At 71.2% G+C, this 17,600-nt stretch carries 18 protein-coding genes and 2 riboswitches; of the genes, 4 read left to right on the plus strand and 14 right to left on the minus strand.

The window, feature by feature from the left end; translation table 11 throughout:
• The first annotated feature begins 36 nt into the window (after nt 1-36).
• Nucleotides 37-951, plus strand: a complete 915-nt coding sequence (locus AB0L89_RS28660) for a helix-turn-helix transcriptional regulator (protein ID WP_365146846.1) — start codon at nt 37-39, stop codon at nt 949-951.
• Between the two features lie 5 nt (nt 952-956).
• Here the strand turns inward: AB0L89_RS28660 and AB0L89_RS28665 are convergent, their stop codons facing one another.
• The 4 genes from AB0L89_RS28665 to AB0L89_RS28680 form a co-directional block, all read right to left on the minus strand.
• Nucleotides 957-1,760, minus strand: coding sequence for an SAM-dependent methyltransferase (locus AB0L89_RS28665; RefSeq protein WP_365146849.1), 804 nt, complete (start codon nt 1,758-1,760; stop codon nt 957-959).
• Nucleotides 1,761-1,858: 98 nt separating this feature from the next.
• On the minus strand, nt 1,859-2,344 hold the full coding sequence (locus AB0L89_RS28670) for a hypothetical protein (RefSeq protein ID WP_365146852.1): 486 nt from the start codon (nt 2,342-2,344) through the stop codon (nt 1,859-1,861).
• Nucleotides 2,344-3,390, minus strand: a complete 1,047-nt coding sequence (locus AB0L89_RS28675) for a helix-turn-helix transcriptional regulator (RefSeq protein WP_365146855.1) — start codon at nt 3,388-3,390, stop codon at nt 2,344-2,346. Before AB0L89_RS28675 ends, AB0L89_RS28670 begins: the two co-directional genes overlap by 1 nt.
• A gap of 587 nt (nt 3,391-3,977) precedes the next feature.
• Complete coding sequence (locus tag AB0L89_RS28680; protein WP_365146858.1) at nt 3,978-4,652, minus strand: helix-turn-helix domain-containing protein; 675 nt, start codon at nt 4,650-4,652, stop codon at nt 3,978-3,980.
• 184 nt (nt 4,653-4,836) lie between these two features.
• Here AB0L89_RS28680 and AB0L89_RS28685 point away from each other — a divergent pair, with 184 nt between their 5' ends.
• Nucleotides 4,837-6,027 carry a cytochrome P450 gene (locus tag AB0L89_RS28685; protein ID WP_365146861.1) on the plus strand — a complete coding sequence of 397 codons (1,191 nt, stop codon included), beginning with the start codon at nt 4,837-4,839 and terminating at the stop codon, nt 6,025-6,027.
• A gap of 14 nt (nt 6,028-6,041) precedes the next feature.
• Here AB0L89_RS28685 and AB0L89_RS28690 read toward each other — a convergent pair whose 3' ends face one another.
• The 5 genes from AB0L89_RS28690 to AB0L89_RS28710 all read right to left on the minus strand — a co-directional run bounded on the left by AB0L89_RS28690 (nt 6,042) and on the right by AB0L89_RS28710 (nt 12,376).
• The gene (locus AB0L89_RS28690) at nt 6,042-6,638 is read right to left on the minus strand and encodes an anaerobic ribonucleoside-triphosphate reductase activating protein (protein WP_365146864.1); all 597 of its coding nucleotides are present in this window, start codon (nt 6,636-6,638) and stop codon (nt 6,042-6,044) included.
• Nucleotides 6,635-8,422: a ribonucleoside triphosphate reductase gene (locus tag AB0L89_RS28695; RefSeq protein WP_365146867.1), complete on the minus strand. Its 1,788-nt coding sequence runs from the start codon at nt 8,420-8,422 to the stop codon at nt 6,635-6,637. Before AB0L89_RS28695 ends, AB0L89_RS28690 begins: the two co-directional genes overlap by 4 nt.
• Before the next feature lie 49 nt (nt 8,423-8,471).
• Nucleotides 8,472-8,624, minus strand: a riboswitch (cobalamin riboswitch).
• 52 nt (nt 8,625-8,676) lie between these two features.
• The gene (locus AB0L89_RS28700) at nt 8,677-9,831 is read right to left on the minus strand and encodes a bifunctional 2-methylcitrate synthase/citrate synthase (protein WP_365146870.1); all 1,155 of its coding nucleotides are present in this window, start codon (nt 9,829-9,831) and stop codon (nt 8,677-8,679) included.
• A gap of 110 nt (nt 9,832-9,941) precedes the next feature.
• Entirely contained in the window at nt 9,942-10,850 is a 909-nt protein-coding gene (prpB, locus tag AB0L89_RS28705) for a methylisocitrate lyase (RefSeq protein WP_365146873.1), read from the minus strand.
• A complete protein-coding gene (locus tag AB0L89_RS28710; RefSeq protein WP_365146876.1) occupies nt 10,850-12,376 on the minus strand; it encodes an MmgE/PrpD family protein in 1,527 nt (508 codons plus the stop codon). The genes prpB and AB0L89_RS28710 overlap by 1 nt, the downstream gene beginning before the upstream one ends.
• Nucleotides 12,377-12,641: 265 nt before the next feature.
• Between AB0L89_RS28710 and AB0L89_RS28715 the strand changes: the two genes are divergently transcribed.
• Both AB0L89_RS28715 and AB0L89_RS28720 read left to right on the plus strand, forming a co-directional pair.
• The gene (locus AB0L89_RS28715) at nt 12,642-14,078 is read left to right on the plus strand and encodes a short-chain fatty acyl-CoA regulator family protein (protein ID WP_365146879.1); all 1,437 of its coding nucleotides are present in this window, start codon (nt 12,642-12,644) and stop codon (nt 14,076-14,078) included.
• Nucleotides 14,079-14,139: 61 nt separating this feature from the next.
• Nucleotides 14,140-14,721, plus strand: a complete 582-nt coding sequence (locus AB0L89_RS28720; protein ID WP_365146882.1) for a histidine phosphatase family protein — start codon at nt 14,140-14,142, stop codon at nt 14,719-14,721.
• 54 nt (nt 14,722-14,775) lie between these two features.
• Here the strand turns inward: AB0L89_RS28720 and AB0L89_RS28725 are convergent, their stop codons facing one another.
• The 5 genes from AB0L89_RS28725 to AB0L89_RS28745 form a co-directional block, all read right to left on the minus strand.
• Nucleotides 14,776-15,066 (minus strand): hypothetical protein, encoded by a 291-nt coding sequence (locus tag AB0L89_RS28725; RefSeq protein ID WP_365146885.1) that lies wholly within the window; start codon nt 15,064-15,066, stop codon nt 14,776-14,778.
• Between the two features lie 99 nt (nt 15,067-15,165).
• Nucleotides 15,166-15,927 carry a CbtA family protein gene (locus AB0L89_RS28730; protein WP_365146888.1) on the minus strand — a complete coding sequence of 254 codons (762 nt, stop codon included), beginning with the start codon at nt 15,925-15,927 and terminating at the stop codon, nt 15,166-15,168.
• Between the two features lie 22 nt (nt 15,928-15,949).
• Nucleotides 15,950-16,171 (minus strand): CbtB-domain containing protein, encoded by a 222-nt coding sequence (locus AB0L89_RS28735; RefSeq protein WP_365146891.1) that lies wholly within the window; start codon nt 16,169-16,171, stop codon nt 15,950-15,952.
• A gap of 38 nt (nt 16,172-16,209) precedes the next feature.
• Nucleotides 16,210-16,345: riboswitch (cobalamin riboswitch) on the minus strand.
• Between the two features lie 25 nt (nt 16,346-16,370).
• Entirely contained in the window at nt 16,371-16,733 is a 363-nt protein-coding gene (locus tag AB0L89_RS28740) for an SH3 domain-containing protein (protein ID WP_365146894.1), read from the minus strand.
• Nucleotides 16,734-16,792: 59 nt separating this feature from the next.
• The gene (locus AB0L89_RS28745) at nt 16,793-17,596 is read right to left on the minus strand and encodes a GNAT family N-acetyltransferase (protein ID WP_365146897.1); all 804 of its coding nucleotides are present in this window, start codon (nt 17,594-17,596) and stop codon (nt 16,793-16,795) included.
• Between the last annotated feature and the right edge of the window lie 4 nt (nt 17,597-17,600).

The following is a 17,600-nucleotide window of genomic DNA, read 5'->3' on the forward strand; positions in this document are numbered from 1 at the left end:
TCGACCCTCCGCAGAGTTTGGAGGGGTGTTATCGGTATGGCAGCCGAGCTGGCGGCGCCGTCGATTCTCGGTTTCCCGCATCGCCCCCAATGGGGCCCCGGCGCGCACCGCAAGGCGCTGGCCGGGCACCTGCGGCGCTGCCGCGACCACGCCGGGGTGCCCTCACGGCAGGCCGCCCGCCGCATCGCCGCGTCGGAGTCGACGCTCAGCCGCATGGAGACCGGCCTGGCCCCGCTCAAGCAGAGCGACATCAAGCGGCTCCTGGACCTGTACGGCGTGCGGGACCCGCGGGAGCGGGAGCGGATCGCGCTCCTCACCCACGAGGCGGCGCAGCCGGAGGCGTGGCAGCCCTTCGCGCATGCCGCGGCGCCCTGTCTGCGGCCCCTGCTGACCATGGAGCCCGCCGCCCGGCGCATCATCTCCTACGAACCCCAGCTCGTCCCGGGCTGGCTGCAGACCGAGGAGTACGCGCAGACGGTCATCCGCGCCGCGCACCCCACCGCCCCCGCCCATGAGATCGAGGAGCGGGCCCGGCTGCGGCTGCAACGGCTCCGCATGCTGCGCAGGGACGGGGACGCGCCGGTCCTGCTCGCGGTGATGGACTCGGAGGTGCTGCGCCGCCAGGTCGGATCACCGGGAGTGATGTTCCGTCAGGTCCAGTACCTGCTCGACCTGCTCGACGAGCTGCCCTTCCAACTGCACCTGCGCATCGCCCCCTTGGAGGCCGGAGCCGCCGGCGCGATCGGACATCCCATCGTCCATCTGCGCTTCTTCGCCCAGGAGTACCTGCCCGACATGGTCTATCTGGAGCAGTACGAGGGGGCGCTCTACGACGAGAAGCCGGCGAACTCCGAGCGCTACCTGGCCGTGCTGAACAATCTGTGCGGCGTGGCCTCGCTCAGCCGGCACACACGCTCACTCCTCACGGAGGCGCTGGCCTACTGGCGCTGATGACCTCACCGCCCGACGAAGCCGACGCCGCCGTACTCCTCCCATTCCCAGGTCAGTTGAGCAGGCACGTCGTCCTGCCCGGGGCGCCAGGTCGAGACCTCCACCAGGCCCGGGTCGATCAGGTCGAGCGGGGCGCAGAAGTCGGCGACGTCGCTCTTCTCGCGCACACGCCCCCAGTGCCCCCGGGTCTGCTCCGCCATGAAGTCCGTCACGAACCGACGGATCTGCGGCGCGTCGCTCACGAGCTGGCAGACCACCATCATGCTGCCCGCCGGGAGCCGGTCGGCGACCCGGGCGACCAGCTCGGCCGGCCGGTCACTGTCGGGAATGCAGTGCAGGACCGACACGAACAGCACGGCGACCGGCTCGCTGAGATCGATCAGCCGGCGCACCGGCTCACTGGTGAAGATCTTCTCGGTCTCGCGCATGTCCTCCTCGAGGACGGCCGTGTTGGCGTTGCGCTCCAGCAGCAGCCCGCCGATGCGCCGCACGATCGGGTCGTTGTCGATGTAGACCACCCGGCTGTCCGGATCGACCCGTTGGGCGATCTCGTGGACGTTCTCCTGGGTCGGGAGGCCGGAGCCGTGGTCGATGAACTGGCGGATGCCGTACTCGGAGGCGAGGGTCCGCACGACGCGGCGCAGGAACTGCCGGTTGTTCAGAGCGAGTTCGCGCATGCTCGGCACCTGCTCCAGCAGGCCCTCACAGGCCGCACGGTCGGCGGGATAGTTGTCCTTCCCGCCCAGCAGACTGTCGTACATGCGCGCCACGCTCGGCGTGTTGACGTCCACACCGTACGGAAGGTCCATGTCCGCCCCCGAATGTCCGCGGCACGTCCGGTGACGTGCGCCACAGCGACAGAGTGTAGGAGCATGACCACGGCTCGGCACCGGTCGTCGGCCGAATATCACTCCTTGGGGCAGCCCGCGGGCGCCAGGAGCCCGACGAGGTCGGCCTGACAGATCCCCAGCACCTCCGCGGTCCTCTCGCAGCTGAGGTGCATCTCGTCGTGGAGCAGACAGGCATCTCGGCGCAGCGCTCCCCTCCGTGGCTCGTCCGCGACGCGCGCCGCCGGGCCGAGCGCGTTGTCGACGTGCTCGTGGAGGATGCGCCAGGCGATGGCGGCCGGTTCGGGGCTCCCGAGCACCAGATGCCAGGACACCGCGAGTTCGGTGAACGCCGCGGAGACGGCGGACTCGGCGGCGGCCGAACGGCCCAGCCGCAGCAGCGCGTACTCCAGGTATGGCTGATAGTGACGCTGCCGGAAGGCGTCGAAGGCTGCCAGCACGGCACGCTGCGACCGCGCCCGGTCGCCCCGGGACCCGCGTTTCGCCCGTAATCCCTGGTCACTCGCCGTCTGTGCCGCGTCCCGGCGCGCGTGGTCCGAGGTCATCACATCCTCTCCCTGCGCCGGTGTGCGGTGCCGTCGGGAAGCCGGGGGTCGTCACACATGAGGAAGGAGTAATGCACCGCCTCCCACAGCGGTTTGATGTCCGCCGGGCGGCCGCCGAGGGCCGCGATCAGCGCGGCCAGGACCTCCCACTCCGGGACGTCGACGCCGGCCAGGGTGCGGCGGGCCACCGCCGCGCTGACCGCCCGGCGGCTGCGCCGTTCGATCTGTTCCGCCGACGGGCTGTGCGCGGCCAGGTAGAGGCCGCGGACCGCCGCGTGCAGCTGCGCGATCGCGCCCACGGCGGGCTGCCTCAGCGGCGCCGCGATGCCGTGCGCCGCCTCGAACAGCACGCGCAGGTCGGCCGGGTCCGCCTCGAAGAGCACGGCGAGGGAGCACACCAGGTCCCAGGACGGCACCCGGTCCCCCGACAGGACACGGGAGATGAAGGAGGCCGAGAGCCGGGTGGACTCCGCGACCTCCTTGATGGTGAGCGGACTGTCCGCCTGCAACTGGGCCAGAGCGGACGCCAGTTGCCCCACCGAATCCGCATTCCGTATGCCGCCCGAATCCTCGACCACCGAGAGGGATCTTCGGGTCTCCCCGTCCGCGTGCGGGGCGAGGCGTCCGCGGCCCTGCCGGGCGGGAGCCATCCGCTTCTCGTTGGCGTGCCGGTCGATCATCCGGGCCACGCGCTCCGGGCCCCAGCGCGCCCGCGCCGTTTCCGGCGCCACGTGGGCGGCCTGACCGACCGCCTCCCATTTCTCACCGCGGTGGCGGGCGTCCTGTACCGCGGCCGCGGTGTAGATATCCAGCTCCCGACGGATCGCTTCCGCGCGCTCCAGCAACGTGGCGAGGACCTCCTCCCGCACTTCCCCGTCCACCAGTTGCCGTGCCAGGCGCTGGACCTCCAGGGCGACCGCCTGCCCCAGGGGGCCCTGCCGTTCCGCCGCGGGCGCGCTCCGCGCCTGCCGTTGTCGCTGGGCCTTGCGGCGGCATGCCGCGTCGCAGTAGGTGCGGTGCCGCCCGGCTCCCGGCTTCTGCGTCAAAGGAGCGCCGCACACCGCGCATCGCGTGGGTCGCGAGGAGCCGTTCATCGGCGCATCCTCCTCCCGGGCAGTGCGCGGGCCGGGATCGGTACGGGAAAGGGGTGGGTGCCGGGCGTGCCAGCGAAGGCACGGCAGTGTGCGAAATACCGGTCGGCATTGCTAGCGTCCGGCTTCGTCCCTGGAACTACGGTCCCGTGGGCGACATGGTGTTCAGTCATTCTTTCCCCTCGGGGATGGGCGACTGGCCAGAAAAAGGAGGGGCCCTGGTCCGTAGATAGGTGCCGGCCTTGGACCAGGGCCACCTCTCCGGCGTGACCCTAGCGTTCCGCGCGCGGGGTCGGCCATCAGAGTGAGTCACTTACGGCTAAGCGGGCGCAACGACGTACGAAATCGCCGTGCTCCACCCTCACTTCGAGCAACTCTCTCGAAGAAGAGCTCATTTCTGACCGCTTCGGAACGCCTCCCATTCGGCTCGGAGCAGCCTTGATCGCCCGTATCAAATAAATGGCCGTCACACGGCCCGCGCCGTCACATGAAAACCCACAGGGCGCACTCCGGCTCGCCCCCGCGACTGCTTGTGCACCCCCTCACGACAGCAGTCCGCGCCAGCGGTCGGCCGACGCCATCAAATCCAGGCCGATCCGCTCCAGGAACAGGCCCGCGCGAGCCAGCCGCTGCCCCACGGGTCCGTCGGCCCCGGACTCCTCGGCGGCGGCCATCGCGACACGCGCCGTCTCGATCGTGTGCCTCGTACTGAGCACGATGGAGTGGTACCAGGCCTCGTCGTCGACCACGTAGACGTCCCGAGGCCGCCGCGGATCGCGCTCGCGCCGCACCAGGCCGTGCTGGACCAGGTAGTTCACGGAGACGGACACGGAAGCGGGGCTGACCTTCAGCCGACGGGCCAGCTCGGCCGCGGTCCGCCTGCCGTCCTCGGACAACAGCAGATCGACGTGCACGCGCGCCATCATCCTCGGCAGCCCGGACCGCATCGCGATCCCGATGATCTCCTCTCGCTCCGCGCCGCCCGGCGCGGCGCCTCCGGCCGGGGGCGCCGGGGTACCGCGGCGCGCCCGATGGGCCGTCGCCTCGTGGGCCCGCTGCGGCCGATAGCCGTCGGGGCCGCTGTTGCGCCCGACCTCCCGGCTGATCGTCGAGGTGGGCCGGTCGAGCCGCCTCGCGATCTCGGCGTACGAAAGGCCGTCGGCGAGTCCGGCCGCGATGCGTCGGCGTTCCTGTTGGGTCAACCGTCCTCCTGGCATGCCGTCAGTATTGCCTTCGCCATCGCCCATTGCAACGCTTCGTTGCATTTGGCTTCAGCGTCATTGCATCAATTTAACCGCTCTGAACTGCCAAAACAGCATTCAGTCAATTGACAGGAATTCTGAACGCAACGTAGCTTTCGAGGCGCGTTGAACATGCAATGGCGCGAGAAGAGGAATGGCCATGAGTGAATCTCTCCACGCCGTCACGGCGCTCCCGACGACACGTCAGCAGGGCTGTCCGTTCGACCCGCCGGCCGAGCTGCGCGACGCCCGCCGGCACGGCCCCATCAGTCGCTTCACCCACCCCGGCGGCCCACCCGGCTGGCTGATCACCGGATACGACATGGTCAGGTCGGTGCTGGCCGACCCGCGTTTCAGCGCCCGCAAGGAGCTGATGAACGTGGTCGACTTCGAGCTGCCTCCGGCGCCGCCCGGCGAATTCCTCCTCATGGACGAGCCGCGGCACGGGCGCTACCGCAAGCCCCTGATGGGCAAGTTCACGGTGCGGCGCATGCGGCAGCTCACCGAGCGGGTCGAGCAGATCACCTCCGCCCGACTGGACGCCATGGAGAAGGCCGGGCCGCCGACCGACCTGGTGACCGCGTTCGCCAAGCCCATCCCCGCCATCATCATCTGTGAGCTCCTCGGCGTTCCGTACGAGGACCGGGCCTCCTTCCAGGACCAGATCGAGACGTTCCTGAGCGGAGAGCCGGACGAGGAGAAGCTGACCGAGGCCTACACCGCGACCCAGCGGTACCTCGCGGAGTTGGTCGCGGCCAAGCGCGCGCATCCCACCGACGACGTGCTCAGCGACCTCACCGACAGCGATCTCACCGATGAGGAGCTCCAGGGCGTCGCCCTGATCCTGCTGGCGGCCGGGTTCGACACCACCGCGAACATGCTGGCCCTCGGCACCTTCGCGCTGCTCCAACACCCCGCGCAACTCGCCCAGTTGCGTGCCGATCCCGCGCTGGCCGACCGGGCCGTGGAGGAGCTGCTGCGCTATCTGACCGTCGCCAAGTCGTTCATGAGGACGGCGCTCGTGGACGTCGAGCTCGGCGGCCGGACCATCGAGGCGGGCACGACGGTCGTGCTGTCGTACCACACCGCCAATCACGACCCCGAGCGCTTCACAGATCCCCATGTGTTCGACCTCGGTCGGCAGGACGGCGGCCACCTGGCCTTCGGTCACGGCGTCCACCAGTGTCTGGGACAGCAGCTGGCGCGCGTCGAGATGCGCGTCGCGTTCCCCGCGCTGTTCGCCCGCTTCCCGACGCTGCGCCTGGCCGTGCCGGCGGACGAGGTCGACCTGCGTCCGGAGTTCGCGGACATCTTCGGCGTGAAGAGCCTTCCGGTCACCTGGGACGTGTGAGCGCTCCCCCGGACCTACCCGGTCACGTACCGGACCTCCTGCCTCACGTGCGCCCGCACCCCCTGCCCGCCCAGCCACGCGCGCAGCCGCGCCACGTCTCGTTCGTCGAGCAGCGCCGGGTCGACCGTGGTCCGGATCTGGTGCGCGACCCCGGAGTCGAGGACGGCGCGCAGGCCGCGTACCGCCGGAGCGGCGCTGTTGCGCGCCCCGGTGACGCGTTCATACGTGTCGGGGTGCGCCTTGACGTCGAATCCGACCCAGTCGACGAGACCGGCGGCGAGCAGTGCTTCCAGGCGGCGCGGAAAGGCCCCGCCGGTGTGCAGGCCCACGGCGTACCCGAGGTCGCGGACCTCGCGCGCCGCGTCCGCCAGACCGGCCTGGCGCAGCGGCTCGCCGCCCGAGAACACGACGCCGTCCAACAGCCCCTGACGGCGGGCGAGATGGGCGAGGACGTCCTCCCAGTGGTGCACCGGGGCGCCTCGCGGATCGAGGAGTTCGGGGTTGTGGCAGTAGCCGCAGCGCCAGGGGCAGCCCTGGCAGAAGACCGTCGTGACCAGCTTGCCCGGCCAGTCGCAGGTGGACAGCCGAGACCAGCCGCCGACACGGATCATGCCCGCACCGCCGGTGCCTCCCGGAAGTGCGTGCGCTCGGCGTGCTCGCCCTTCTTGCCGATGTTGAAGGACTCGACCGGCCGGTGGTAGCCCATGACGCGTGTCCACACCTCGCACGCGCCGCCGCACGTGGGGCAGTTGGCGTGCTCGCCCGCCAGATAGCCGTGCTCCGGGCAGATCGAGAAGGTGGGCGTCACGGTCAGATAGGGCAGGGAGAAGCGCTCCAGGGAGCGTCGGACGAGTACGCGGCAGGCCTCGGGGGTGGAGACGCGTTCGGACATGTAGAGGTGGAGGACGGTGCCGCCGGTGTATTTGGTCTGGAGCTCGTCCTGGCGTTCCAGCGCTTCGAAGGGGTCGTCCGTCCACCCCACGGGCAGTTGGCTGGAGTTGGTGTAGTACGGGTTGGTGCCGGTGCCCGCCTGGAGGATGCCGGGGAAGCGGCGGCGGTCCTCCCTCGCGAAGCGGTAGGTGGTGCCCTCGGCGGGAGTGGCCTCCAGGTTGTACAGGTGGCCGGTCCGCTCCTGGAACTCGACCATGCGCCCGCGGACGTGGTCGAGGAGCCGGACGGCGAGGGCGTGCCCCTCGGGGGTGGTGATGTCGTGGGCGTCGTGCGTGAAGTTGCGGATCATCTCGTTGATGCCGTTCACGCCGATGGTGGAGAAGTGGTTGCGCAGCGTCCCCAAGTACCGCTTCGTATAGGGGAAGAGACCGCCGTCGATCAGGTCCTGGACGGTGACCCGCTTGATCTCCAGGCTGTCGCGGGCGAGTCCGAGGAGCCGGTCGAGGGCGTCGAACAGGCCCGTCTCGTCGCCCGCGTGCAGATGACCGAGCCGGGCGCAGTTGACCGTGACGACACCGAGCGATCCGGTCTGCTCGGCGCTGCCGAAGAGTCCGTTGCCGCGTTTGAGCAGTTCGGTGAGGTCGAGCTGGAGGCGGCAGCACATCGAGCGGATCATGCCGGGTTCCGACTCGGAGTTGAGGAAGTTCTGGAAGTACGGCAGTCCGTACTTCGCCGTCATCGCGAACAGCCGCTCGGCGTTCTCGCTCTCCCAGGGGAAGTCGCGGGTGATGTTGTACGTGGGGATCGGGAAGGTGAAGACGCGCCCGGTCGCGTCACCGGCCGTCATGACCTCGATGTACGCCCGGTTGATCAGGTCCATCTCGGCCTGGAGGTCGCCGTACGTGAAGGGCATCTCCTCGCCGCCGACCACCGGCGTCTGTCCGCGCAGGTCCTCGGGGCAGGTCCAGTCGAAGGTGAGGTTGGTGAACGGCGTCTGGGTCCCCCAGCGCGACGGCACGTTGAGGTTGTGCACCATCTCCTGCACGCACTGACGCACTTGGGCGTACGTCATGGAGTCCACGCGCACGAACGGCGCCATGTACGTGTCGAAGGAGCTGAACGCCTGCGCGCCCGCCCATTCGTTCTGGAGGGTGCCGAGGAAGTTCACGATCTGTCCGGCCGCCGAGGCGAAGTGCCGGGGCGGCGCCGAGTCGATCTGCCCGGCCACTCCGTTGAAGCCCTCGGCGAGCAGGGTGCGCAGCGACCAGCCCGCGCAGTAGCCGGAGAGCATGTCCAGGTCGTGGAGGTGGAGGTCGCCGTCGCGGTGGGCGCGGCCCACGGCTTCCGGGTACACCTGGTCGAGCCAGTAGTTGGCGACGACCTTGCCGGCCGTGTTGAGTATGAGTCCGCCGAGCGAATAGCCCTGGTTGGCGTTGGCGTTGACCCGCCAGTCGCTGCGGTCCAGGTATTCGGTCACCGATTCCACGGCGTCGATCTGCGTCACGTCGGCCCTCCCACGAGGCGTCCGGAATCTCCCTCACCGCGCGCACGATCCGCGCGCGGCGGCCGTCGGCAGGTGTCGGACTCGGACGCCGGGGCGTCCATACCGTTGCGGGGCAGCTCCGGATTCGCACCGGATTCCCTGTTGTCCCGGCCACGGGCGGCTCGTCGCCGCCGGTGGCCGAACCGACGCCGTCACACTACATGTAGTGCTATGTCCGACATGCCGGTGGCAGATGTTGGGTGACCTTGGTCCGTTCAGCGATGACCTTGGTCCCGGGACGTCGGGGGCACCGGCCGCCGGGCGGGACCGTCGTAGGAGGCCAGCGGCCGGATGAGCGCGTTGTGGGCGAGCTGTTCGGTGATGTGGGCGGTCCAGCCGGTCACGCGGCTCAGCACGAAGACCGGGGTGAAGACCGGGATGTCGAAACCCATCAGGTGGTAGGCGAGACCGGCCGGATAGTCGAGGTTGGGGTGGATGCCCCTGGCGGAGAGCATGGCCCGGCGCAGGGCGTCGTGCAGGGCCGCCAGGCGGGCCGCCCCGGGGTCGGCGGCGCGGGTGACGAGCCGGTCCAGGGCCTCCTGCATGATCGGCACGCGGGAATCGCCGTGCCGGTAGACGCGGTGGCCGAAGCCCATGATCTTCCGCCGGTCGGCCAGTGCCTCCTGGAGCCACCGCTCGGCGCCCCCCGGCTCGCCGATCTCGTTCAGCATGTGCATCACGGCCTCGTTGGCGCCGCCGTGCAGGGGTCCCTTGAGCGCGCCGATCGCCGCGGTGACCGCGCTGTAGAGGTCGGAGAGCGTGGAGGTGACCACGCGGGCGGTGAACGTCGAGGCGTTGAAGCTGTGTTCGGCGTAGAGCACGAGGGAGATCTCGAAGCAGCGGACGACGTCCGGGTCCGGTACGCGGCCGAAGCACATGTGGAAGAAGTTCTCGGCATACCCGAGGCCGGAGTCGGGCGGGATCGGCGCGAGGCCGCGGCGGCGGCGCTGGTCGGCGGCGACCACGGTGGGCAGCTTGGCCAGCAGGGTGAGCGATTTCGCCCGGTGCGCCGCCGGGCTGCCGTCGTCCTCGGTGGGGTCCTCGGCGCCGAAGAAGCTGACGGCGGTGCGCAGGACGTCCATGGGGTGACAGGTCTCCGGCAGCCGGGCGAGCAGCTCGGAGGTGGTGCGGTCGAGGGGGCGCAGGGCGCGCTCGCGGGCCTCGAACGCACGGAGCTGCCCGGTATCCGGCAGTTCGCCGTGCCAGAGCAGGTACGCGACCTCCTCGAAGGAGCGGTGGGCGGCCAGGTCCTGGACCGGATAGCCGCGGTAGGTCAGGGAGTTGGACTCCTCGACGACGGTGGAGATCCCCGTGGTGTCGACGACGACACCGGCGAGGCCGCGGTGGATCGCGGGTGCGGTGGTGGGCATGGGTGAGTGCCTCCGAAGCGTCGTGTTCGTCGGGTGCGACAGGTGCGTCAGGTGTGTGGCGCGCGTCAGATGCGACAGGCGCGTGGGGTGCATGGGGTACGTCGGGCGCGTCAGGTGCCGGGCGGGAGCGTGAAGCCGAGGACGGCCGAGTCGAAGGCCCCGTACTCCTCGTAGCCGAGCAGCTCGTACAGGCGGGAGCGGGTCTGCATGCGGGAGACCAGGGACTGCTGGGTGCCCTCGGCGGCGAGGGTGCGCAGGCCGTCCTCGACGGCGCCCATGGCCAGGCGCAGCAGGGTGACCGGATAGAGGGCGATGTTGTAGCCGAGGTTCTCCAGGGTGCGGGTGTCGAGGAGCGGGGTCCTGCCGAATTCGGTGAGGTTCGCGAGCAGGGGGACGTCGACGGCCGCCCGGAACGCCTCGAACTCGGCCTCGTCGGCGAGTGCCTCGGGGAAGATCGCGTCGGCTCCGGCGTCGACGTACGCCCTGGCCCGTTCGATCGCCGCGTCCAGCCCTTCGACCGCGCGGGCGTCGGTGCGGGCCATGAGCAGGAAGTCGGGGTCGCGGCGGGCGTCGACGGCACCCCTGATCCGGCGGACCATCTCCTCGCGGGGTGCGACGGTCTTGCCGTCGAGGTGTCCGCAGCGCTTGGGGTTGACCTGGTCCTCCAGGTGGAGCCCGGCAACTCCCGCGTCCTCCATGAGCTGGACGGTGCGGGCCGCGTTCAGCGGTTCGCCGAAGCCGGTGTCGGCGTCGACGAGGACGGGCAGGTCGGTGACCCGGGTCGTCTGCTGGGCGCGGGCCGCGAGCTCGACGGAGGTGGTCAGGCCGATGTCGGGCAGGCCCAGGTCCGCGGCGAGCACCGCGCCGGAGAGGTACACGCCGTCAAAGCCGGTGTCCTGGATGAGGCGGGCCGAAAGCGGATTGACCGCGCCCGGCATCCGCACCAGCCGCCCGCCCGCCAACTGTGCCCGGAACGCGCGGCGGCGCTCGCCGGGAGTCGTGCGCGTGGGGAACGGCATCAGAAGAGTCCCTTCGGGAGCTGTGCGTCGTACGCGGCGAGTGCCTCGGTGTCCACGGCGGGGAACAGCGCGTCCAGGTCCGCCGCCGCCAGTCGCGGGAGGTGTGCGGCAGCCGACAGGAAGCGGTCCTGGTCGTCCGGTACGACGGTCCCTTCCGTGAGGGTGCGGAATTTGGCGGTGTAGGCGGGGCGGTCGAAGGGGCGGGCCCCGGCCGGATGGGCGTTGGCGACGCCGAGCTCGTCCTCGATCACCGAGCCGTCGTCGAGCGTGACGACCGCCCGCCCGCCGAAGGCGCGGCGCTCCGGGTCCGGGTCGTGGTAGCGGCGCGTCCATGCGGGGTCCTCGACCGTGCTGATCTTGCGCCACAGCGCGACCGTCGCGGGGCGCCCGGCGCGCTCGGGGGCGTACGAACGCTCGTGGTGCCAGGCGCCGTCCTCCAGGGCGACGGCGAGGATGTACGGCACCGAGTGGTCGAGGGTCTCCCGGCTGGCCGTGGGGTCGTACTTCTGCGGGTCGTGCGCGCCGGAGCCGATGACGTGGTGGGTGTGGTGGCTGGTGTGCAGGACGACGGAGCGCACGCGGTCCAGCGGGCCCGTCCTCTCCCGCAGGCGCCGGGCGAGGTCGATGACGGCCTGTGCCTGGTACTCGGCCGAGTGCTCCTTGGTGTACGTGTCGAGGATCGCGCGGCGCGGTGCGCCAGGACCGGGCAGCAGGACGGTGTAGTCGGAGCTCGGGCCGTCCAGCAACCACGCGAGGAACCCGTCCTCGCCCTCGTAGAGCGGGGACGGCGCGCCTTCGCCGCGCATCGCCCGGTCGACGGCCTCGATCGCGGTCTTTCCGGCGAAGGCGGGCGCGTACGCCTTCCAGCTGGAGATCTCGCCCTTGCGGGACTGCCGGGTGGCGGTCGTGGTGTGCACGGCCTGTTGCACCGCCTGGTACACCGTCTCGGTGGGCAGCCGCAGGAGCGCGCCGAGTCCGCAGGCGGTCGCGGCGCTCAGATGGGCGACGTGGTCGATGCGGTGCTCGTGCAGGCAGATGCCCCTGACCAGCGCCACGTGGACCTCGTACGCGGCGACGACGCCCCGCAGCAGGTCGGCGCCGGTGCGGCCGGTGTGCTGGGCGACCGCGAGAAGGGGCGGGATGTTGTCGCCGGGGTGGGAGTAGTCGGCGGCCAGGTAGGTGTCGTGGAAGTCGAGCTCGCGTACGGCGGTGCCGTTGGCCCAGGCCGCCCACTCCGGTGAGACGCGGGCCCGGGCGCCGAAGACCGCGGCTCCGGGCGGGCTCTGGGGGTGGGCGGTGGCCGGAGGGTGGGCAGTGGCCTGGACCCGTGCCACCGCGACCGGGCGGCGGGTCAGGGAGGCGACGGCGACCGCCGCGTTGTCGATGACCCGGTTCACGGCCATCTCGGCGCTCTGCGCGTCCGGTTCGTCGGTGGCGGTGGCGACGGCCGCCAGCTTCCAGGCGAGTTGGTCCTCGCGGGGCAGTCGGTCGGCGCTGGGGTGGACACGGACGTGATGCTCGATCACGTGGCTCCTCACGGCGGGGGCGGTGGAGGCCCGACGGCGGGGGCATGGCTGCCCGGTGCGGTTGAGGTGAGCCTGCCCGCCGTACGCCCGCCGGGCCACCGGTCAAGGCTGCGGAATCCGTACAGGCCGGCGTCGCGGATCGGCGAATTCTGCGAAACATGCGGATGCTAGATTCGCAGAGACGTGCGGGCCGAAGCATGTGCCGTGGCCGTTGCACGACGAGCGGTACGACCGCAGGACTCGCCGTACGACGAGGAGGTGCCGCATGCCCCGGCGTCCCGCCGGTCACAAGATCTACGCGCACGCGAAGCTGCGCCGCCTACGCCGTGAGGCCGGCATGAACCAGGTGGACATGGCCCGCGCGCTCGGCATCTCCACCAGCTACGCCAACCAGATCGAGCAGAGCCAACGCCCGCTGACGGCATCGGTGTTGTTGCGCGTCGCCGAGGTGTTCGGTGTCGACCCCGAGTACTTCTCGGACGCCGACGAGGACCGGCTCGCCACCGATCTGCGCACCGCCCTCGCCGACGAGGCCTGCGGCGCGCCGCCGCCCTCCGCCGAGGACATCGCGGACGCCGCCCGTGACCATCCGGAGGTGGCGCGCGCCCTGGTGACTCTGCACCGCCGCTACCGCGAGGCGGCCGCGCAGACCGCGGTCCTCGGCACGGCACCTCCCGGGACGCCGCCGTTCTCCGAACCGCACGACGACGTACGCGACTTCTTCTACGCGCACCACAATCACTTCGAGGCGCTCGACACGGCGGCCGAACAGCTGGCCGAGGAGCTGGAGTTGTGTCCCGGGCAGGCCGCCGCGCCGCTCGCCGCACGCCTCGCACGACGCCACGGCCTGAAGGTGGTGCGGGCCTCCCCCGACCGTGGCACGGACGCGCGCCGACTGGACCGTCACGCGGGCCTGCTGTTCCTGTCCGCCTGGCTCAGCGAGGGACAGCGCGCCTTTCAGCTCGCCACCCAGCTGGCACTGCTGGAGCATGACCCGCTGCTCGCTCAACTATCTTCCGAAGCAGCCGAGTTGCACTCCTCCGAGGCGGTGGAGCTGGCGAGGATCGGCCTCGCGAACTACTTCGCGGGCGCACTGCTCATGCCGTACACGCCCTTCCACGCGGCGGCCGAGGAGAGCGGCCACGACATCGAACTGCTGTCGGCCCGCTTCGGCGTCGGCTTCGAGACCGTCTGCCACCGGCTGAGCACCCTGCAACGCTCCGGGCGACGGGGCGTCCCCTTCTCCTTCCTGCGCGTCGACCGGGCCGGGAACATCTCCAAACGGCAGTCCGCGACCGACTTCCACTTCTCCCGGCTCGGCGGCACGTGTCCCCTGTGGACGGTGTACGAGGCGTTCTCGGCACCCGGCCGCGTGCTGACGCAGGTCGCCGAAATGCCGGACGGGAAACGGCACTTCTGGATCGCCCGGACCGTCACCCGCGGCGGCCACGGGCATCACGCGCCCCGGGCGGAGTTCGCCGTGGCGCTCGGCTGCGAACTGCGCCACGCCCATCGGCTCGTCTACGCCGCCGGACTCGCCCCGGACGATCCCCGCGCCGCCACACCGATCGGCCTCGGCTGCCGCATCTGCGAACGCCGCGACTGCGCCCAGCGGGCCCGGCCGCCGGCCGGCGGGCGGCTCGCCATCGACCCCGACCGGCGGACGTACGTGCCGTATCCCGTCGAGAGCCGCGCCCGTTGACCCACCACCCGGCCCCCGCACACCCCTGCCCCTGCCCCTGCCCCCGTCCGAGGAGAGCACCGTGACCCGCCGTGTCCTGCTCGTCTCCCCCGCCCTGAACGAGTCGCTGAGGCAAGCCCGTTTCGACGACGGGTCACCGCTCGACGCCTCGGGCCGTACGGCCGCGGAGGCGGCGGCCGGGTCACTGCCGGCGCCCGCCCTGGTGGTCACGTCCGGCACCCGGCGCTGCCGCGAGACGGCCGCCGCCCTTGGTCTCGCCGCGGCGGACGCACCGGGAGATCTGGCCGGGCCGGACGTGGGACGGTGGCGCGGCAGGACCTTGGCCGACGTCAGCGCCGACGAGCCGGAGAACGTGGCCCGGTGGCTCGGCGAACCCGACTTCGGGGCCGGTGGCGGGGAGTCCGTGGTCGACGTGTGCACGCGCGTGGAGCGCTGGCTCACGGCGACGGCGACGGCGACGGGTGATGGTCCGGTGGTGGCCGTCGTGGAGCCGGAGATCGTCCGCGCCGCCGTGGTGCACGCGTTGGGAGCGCCCCCGTCCGCGTACTGGCGCTGCGATGTGGCACCGCTGACGGTCACGGAGCTGAGCGGCCGGAGCGGCCGCTGGAACGTACGGCTCGGCAGACCGCTGCCCCCGGCATGAGCCGGGTGCGCCCTTCGGCTCGGTGCGCCGCCCGGCCCCCCGCGGCCCCGCCGCTCAGTACCGGCCCTCACGGAAGCGCCGCAGCAGCGCCGCGAGGGCACAGCGCGGGCAGTCGGCCTCGGTGACGGCGGCGCATGCCGCCTCGGTGCACTCCCCGGTCAGCTCCTCCAGGTCGCGCAGCAGGCCTTCGATCCGCTTGGCCTGCTGGGCGAGGACGCGGACCTTCGCGCTCTGTCCGCCGATCTGCCGTCGGCTCGCGACGAGTTGGTCGTACTCCTCAGGAGTCAGGGCGACCGCGTCACGGCCGCCGAGAACGATGTGGCGCGGCTGAAGTCGTCTGCTCACTCGGCTCCTCTGCTCGACGCCGGTCCATGGTCCCGGTGTAACGCGAGAGGGCCCCCGGAAGGTTCCGTGGGCCCTCACTCGCCGCTGGGGTCGACCGGGTCACCGCCCGGTGGACACCGCCTGTCCGGAGGCGACGTCCGCGGACCCCGGCCGCAGCAGACGCTGCGCCAACTCACCGAAGATCAGGCCGAATCCGCCCCACAGCACGATCTGCGTGGCGAGGGCGGAGAGCCGGAACCGCCACAGGAGCGCGGCCGGGAAGTTCCCCGGCACGTCGTTGATCACCGGCAGGACGGCGAACGCGATACCGACCGCGACGGCGAAGCCGAGCACGGCCGCCACCGTCGCGTACCAGGTGCCGATCCGTGGCGCGAGCCGCTTGCCGAGGATGGTGGCACCGATCGCGAGGAGCACGCTGAGCACGATCATCAGGAAGTACAGGGTCGTCCGCTTGCCGATGGTGTCGGGGTTGCCGACGGCGGGCGGATTGGCCGGGTACTTCAGGAACGGCACGACGTACACCGCAAGAAGGGCGCATCCGGACAGCAGCAGCGCCGTGGCGCGCGGGCCGAAGCGGCCCACCCGCCCGAGGGCGAAACAGAAGGCGAGCGCGGCGATGCCCCCGAAGGCCACGCCGTAGACGAGGATGCCGGTGGCGAGACCGGCCGTGGACTGCAGGCTCCGCGAGACGAGTTCGACCTCGTCGCCGTGGGAGTGGGCGGCGTGGGCCTCCTCGAAGCCGATGGCGGCGTCGACGTTCGGCTCGCCGAGCCAGTAGGAGATCACGAGGGCGAGCACGCCGGCCCCCAGGCCGGCGAGCATGCCCCGAACGAGCAGATTGCGTACGGTGGCGGAGTTCATGAGCGCGCGGCGTTCCTCCGGCTCAGTGGCAGGGGAAGCCGAGCAGATGGCGGGCGTCGTGGACCCACTCATGGACCTCCGCGCCGCTGAACACGGAGACGGCGCCCTGCTCGGCGCCGACGAAGTACAACAGGACCAGCATCAGGATCCCGAAGAAGACCGCCCAGGGAGCGATCACCTTCAACGGCAGCCTGTCCGGCACGACAGGGGTGGTGGCGGTCGGCGGGGCGACGTGCTGCGCCATGGCGGAGCCTCCTCTGGGAATTCGCGTCCCATCTCGGTGGTGCACAGGACGACCGTCACGGGTCTGGCTCACGAGGGCCCGAAGGCCCTCGCACACAGTGGCGCGACCGCGCCGGATTCCCACCGGCTTCCGCCGACCGTCGTCGACAACAGCACGACGTTACCGTGTGTCGCGTTCATGGCCAAGAGGGGGCGGCCCCTCACCGGTCGGTCATCAGGCTGCTGACCGGCACCCACCCTTCCCGCCCGTCGGAGTTCCGGCACCACAGCCAGCCGCTCGCACGGTCCTCGGCGACCACCTCCAGGGTGTCCCCCGCGGCCGTGGGCAGTTCCGTCGTGTCGTACGGGATCTCGACGCGCACCGATCCGGACGGGCCCGAGAGGTGCCGGGCCGGGACCCAGCCCGTTCCGTGGGCGGCGGTCACGAAGACGAACTCCGGCCAGTCGGGGCTGCGTTCGCCGGCCTCGACGCGGTCACCCGCGGCGAGGCGGAGCGGTTCGCGTGCGGGAATCTCGTGGGACGACCGTGCCGTCACCTGCTTGGTGGGCCGCGTACTCGTCATGGGGTCCTCCAGGCGCCCGGTCCATCACCGTGATCCTTGAGTCGCGCTTCCGTGGCTCGTCAGTCGCTCTTCAGCGTGTAGAAGTGCACCGGCGAGTTTGGCCGGAAGCCGATCCGCGGATACACCGGCGCGCCCGCCGCCGTCGCGTGCAGGGTGGCGCGGGTCAGACCCGTGGCGCGGGCACCCTCGTGGAGCGCCTTGCGGGTCACCGCCTCGCCGTAGCCCCGTCGTTCCCACTCCGGGTCCGTGGCGACGAGCACGACGAAGAGGCGGCCGTCCGTCTCGACGGTGGCGGCACAGGTCACGGGGACGCCGTCCCGTACACCCAGATAGGCGTGCACGCCTTCCTTCCACAGGGCCGACCCGAGGAGCCCGTCACGGCCGTCCTCCAGCGGGAAGCCGTAGGCGCGCGAGTTCAGATCCGCGTACGCCCGCAGCTGGTCGTCGGTGGTCACCCGCTCGAACGTCAGGTCGGGGTGGACCGGGTCGGGGATCGGCAGGAAGTCCCCTGCCATGCCGGTGCCGGGAAAGGCGTACGCGAGGCCCGCCTTGTCGGCCGCCGCCTCCAACTGCTCCCGCGCCTCGTCGCCGAGGAGGCCCTCGAAGAGCCAGAGGAATCCGGGGTGCCGCTTCGCGCGCATGATGTCCGCGGCCCGGCGCAGGCGCTCCTCGACGAGTTCCGGGCCCGCGTCGACATCGGTCAGCGTGAGGCAGTTCCAGAAGGCGAACCGGCAGTCGGCCCAGCGCACGGCGATGCCCGGCAGGTCCCGCACGTCCGCGTCCGCGTCGCGGTCGAGCACCAGGGTGCGCCAGCCCGCGGCCAGCTGCTCCATCGATTCGATCGATTCCGTGCGATCGGTCATGGGA

The organism is Streptomyces sp. NPDC052114, from assembly GCF_040680155.1.
GTDB lineage: Bacteria > Actinomycetota > Actinomycetes > Streptomycetales > Streptomycetaceae > Streptomyces.